The following is a 3,437-nucleotide window of genomic DNA, read 5'->3' on the forward strand; positions in this document are numbered from 1 at the left end:
CAGCGCCGGGCGGTTCGCCGCCGCCATCACCTCGCCAGGCGCGATCTCAACCTCAGCCAGCCAGTCTGCGGGCAGGTAGCAGCGGCCGGCGGCGGCATCCTCGCCGATGTCACGGGCGATGTTGGCCAGCTGGAACGCCATGCCCAGGTCGCAGGCGCGGTCCAGCGTCGCCCCGTCGCCGGACGCGACCCCCATCACCACCGCCATCATGCAGCCGACGGCCCCGGCGACATGCCAGCAATAACGGTAGAGGTCGTCCTCGGTGCGCGGTCGCCAACCCTGGGCATCGAGGACGAAGCCGTCGATCAGCGCCTGCGGCCAGGCGGCGGGCAGGCCGGTCTCGCCCGCGACGACGCGCAGGCCGTCGAACGCCGGCTCACCGACGATCTGCCCCGCCAGCGCCCGATCGGTCAGGTCGCGCAGCGCCGCGACGCGGGCAGGTGCGTCATCGACGGCGCGCATGTCGTGGCCTGACTCCTGCCCGTCGGCGATGTCGTCGCCGGCGCGGCACCAGGCGTAGAGCAGCCAGGCGCGCTCGCGCGTGCAGCGGTCGAACAAAAGGCTGGCGGCGGCGAAGCTCTTCGATCCCTTGGCGATCGATCGCCGCGCCGCCTCGACGATCGCCGCGCGGTCTGGTGATGGGGCAGAGGTCATGCACCCCACCCGTCATGCCGGGCTGGTCCCGGCATCCAGAGCCAAAAACGGGATCGCTTGCGGCCCTGGACCCCGGGACAAGCCCGGGGTGACGAAAGAAGGAAGGGGTGCAACGCTACAGGTCCGCCGTCTTCATCCGCACGATCGGCTGGGTCGGGCGATGTGCCGCCATGGCGTCGAGCAGCGCCGCCAGCGTATCGGCGACGATCAACAGGTCGCGATGCTGCGGCCGCAGGAAGCCGACCTCGCCCATCTTGCCCCAGAACGCGATCAGCGCATCGTAATAGCCGGCGGTGTTGAGCAGGCCGACCGGCTTGGCGTGATAGCCCAGCTGCGCCCAGCTCAGCGCTTCCCACAATTCGTCCATTGTGCCGGTGCCGCCGGGGATGGTGACGAAGCCGTCCGACAGGTCGGTGAACGCCTGTTTACGCTGGTGCATCCCCGGCACGACGTGCAACTCGGTCAGGCCGCGATGCGCGACCTCGGCATCGACCAGCGCCTGCGGGATCACGCCGATCACCTCGCCGCCCGCCGCCAGTGCCGCGTCGGCGACCGCGCCCATCAGCCCGAGCCGGCCGCCGCCATAGACCACGCCGATGCCGCGTGCCGCCAGCGTGCTGCCGACCTCGCGTGCGACCTGAAGGTAGAGCGGATCGGCGGGCGTCGCCGACCCGCAATAGATGGCGAGGCGCTTCATGGCCGCCGCGCTAGGCCAAGGCGCCGAGGGCGGCAAGTGCATCGCTTACCGTCGTGACGCGCCCGGAACGGCGGTGGCGAATGCGCGTTTAGCCGCCGTCCCAGCCGGGACATGTTCGCGTAACTCGATCAGAAAGGTCGTCCCATGAAAGGCTTTATCGCCCTTGCCCTCGCTGCCGGCGTGGCCGTCGCCGCCACCGCTCCTGCCGATGCCGCCGGCGGTTGCGGTCGCGGCTTCCATCCCGGTCCGCACGGGCGCTGCTTCCCCAATGGCGGTCCAGGCCGAGGCCCGGCGCTGATCGTCGGTAACCGCTACGATCGCGGCTATTGGGATGGCCATCGCTATTACCAGCATCGCGAGCGCTATCGCGACGGCTGGCGCTATCGCTAGAGGCTGAGCTGGGCTTCCGGCGACATCGCCGGAAGCCCTACCGCCCCTGTTCCAGCATCAGCTTGGCGGTCGCCTTGGCGCTGCCCACCACGCCGGGAATGCCTGCGCCCGGGTGAGTGCCGGCCCCGACGAAATACAGATTCGGGATATTGTCGTCGCGGTTGTGGACCCGGAACCAGGCGCTTTGCGTCAGGATCGGCTCCAGGCTGAAGGCGCTGCCCTGGTGGGCCGACAGGTCCTCGCCGAAATCCTTGGGGCTGTAGCTGAACTTGGTGACGATCCGCTCGTGAATATCGGGGATCAGCCGCCGGCCGACTTCGTCGAGGATGCGCTTCTCCAGGATCGGGCCGATCTCGTCCCAGTCGACCGGGAACTTGGCGAGGTTGGGCACCGGCGCTAGCACGTAGAAGGTGCTCATCCCCTCGGGCGCAAGGCTCGGATCGGTGACGGTCGGATGGTGGAGATAAAGCGAGAAATCTTCCGCCAGCACGCCATGCTCGTAGATGTCGGCGAGCAGCCCGCGATAGCGCGGCCCGAACAGGATCATGTGGTGGGGGATGCCCGGCCACGTCCCCTTGACGCCGAAATGGACCACGAACAGCGACGGCGAGAAGCGCTTGCGCTCCAGCTTGGTGCGCGTGCGCTGCGCCGAGCGCGATCCCGCCAGGAGGTCGCGATAGGTGTGGACGATGTCGCCATTGGCGGCGATCATGTCCGCCTCGCCTCGCCAGCCTGACTTGGTGACGACACCGGTCACCCGATCGCCCAGCGTCTCGATCGTCTCGACCGCATCAGACAGGCGTACGACGCCGCCCAGCCGCTCGAAATGCGTGACCATGCCGGCGATCAGCCGGTTGGTGCCGCCGCGCGCGAACCAGACGCCGCCGTCGCGCTCCAGCTTGTGGATCAGCGCATAGATGGCGCTGGTCGTCATCGGATTGCCGCCGACCAGCAGCGTGTGAAAGCTGAGCGCCTCGCGCAGCTTCTCGTTGCGGATGTAGCGCGAGACGATCGAATAGACCGAGCGCCACGCCTCGTACTTGGCCAGCGCCGGCGCCGCCTTGATCATCGACGCGAAGTCGAGGAACGCGACATGGCCGAGCTTCTCATAGCCTTCGCGGTACACGCCGGCGGCATATTCCAGGAACTTGCCATAGCCGGCGATGTCGGCGGGATCGAGCTTGGCGATCTCGCGGTGGAGCACCTCGTCGTCGTTGGTGTAGTCGAAATTGGTGCCGTCGGGCCAATTGAGCCGGTAGAAGGGCGTGACTGGATCGAGCACGATGTCGTCCGCCATCCGTCGCCCGGACAGCGCCCACAATCCCTCCAGGCAGGCGGGATCAGTGATGACGGTCGGGCCGGCGTCGAAGGTGAAGCCGTCGCGCTCCCAATAATAGGCACGGCCGCCCGGCTTGTCGCGCGCCTCGACAATGGTCGTGTCGACGCCGGCGGATTGCAGCCGGATGGCGAGCGCCAAGCCGCCAAAGCCTGCGCCGACGACGATCGCCTTCCTCATCGCACATGCTCCGCCATCGCGGCGATCGCCGCGCCCAGCGGCACCGGCGGCTTGCCGGACAGGATCCGGGCCTTGTCCATCATCGTTGATTTGCCTGCATAGAAGCGGTCTATAAGCCGCGGGTCGAGACGATAGAAGCGCGCGAACACCCGGTGTCGTTCCGCGGGCGCGGCCGCGCGG

The 3,437-nt window shown here is 68.3% G+C and carries 5 protein-coding genes; 1 reads left to right on the top strand and 4 read right to left on the bottom strand.

The features are described from left to right. On the bottom strand, positions 1-654 hold a 654-nt coding region (locus tag HUU96_RS13415; protein WP_174293259.1), incomplete at its 3' end, for a phytoene/squalene synthase family protein. Positions 655-769: 115 nt separating this feature from the next. Next, positions 770-1,351, bottom strand: coding sequence for a TIGR00730 family Rossman fold protein (locus HUU96_RS13420; RefSeq protein WP_174293260.1), 582 nt, complete (start codon positions 1,349-1,351; stop codon positions 770-772). A 144-nt stretch (positions 1,352-1,495) separates the two neighbouring features. Here HUU96_RS13420 and HUU96_RS13425 point away from each other — a divergent pair, with 144 nt between their 5' ends. Beyond that, entirely contained in the window at positions 1,496-1,741 is a 246-nt protein-coding gene (locus HUU96_RS13425; RefSeq protein ID WP_174293261.1) for a GCG_CRPN prefix-to-repeats domain-containing protein, read from the top strand. A 37-nt stretch (positions 1,742-1,778) separates the two neighbouring features. Here the strand turns inward: HUU96_RS13425 and HUU96_RS13430 are convergent, their stop codons facing one another. Then, positions 1,779-3,257, bottom strand: a complete 1,479-nt coding sequence (locus HUU96_RS13430) for a phytoene desaturase (RefSeq protein ID WP_174293262.1) — start codon at positions 3,255-3,257, stop codon at positions 1,779-1,781. Next, the coding region (locus tag HUU96_RS13435) for a lycopene cyclase family protein (protein WP_254605229.1) at positions 3,254-3,437 on the bottom strand (184 nt) is incomplete at its 5' end. The genes HUU96_RS13435 and HUU96_RS13430, both read right to left, overlap by 4 nt.

Source organism: Sphingomonas bacterium (genome assembly GCF_903644135.1).
GTDB lineage: Bacteria > Pseudomonadota > Alphaproteobacteria > Sphingomonadales > Sphingomonadaceae > Sphingomonas.

Excerpts from the sequence above, each read along its gene's own strand:
- HUU96_RS13420 (WP_174293260.1), bottom strand. The coding sequence starts at position 1,351 with ATGAAGCGCCTCGCCATCTATTGCGGGTCGGCGACGCCCGCCGATCCG.
- HUU96_RS13425 (WP_174293261.1), top strand. The coding sequence starts at position 1,496 with ATGAAAGGCTTTATCGCCCTTGCCCTCGCTGCCGGCGTGGCCGTCGCC.
- HUU96_RS13430 (WP_174293262.1), bottom strand. The coding sequence starts at position 3,257 with ATGAGGAAGGCGATCGTCGTCGGCGCAGGCTTTGGCGGCTTGGCGCTC.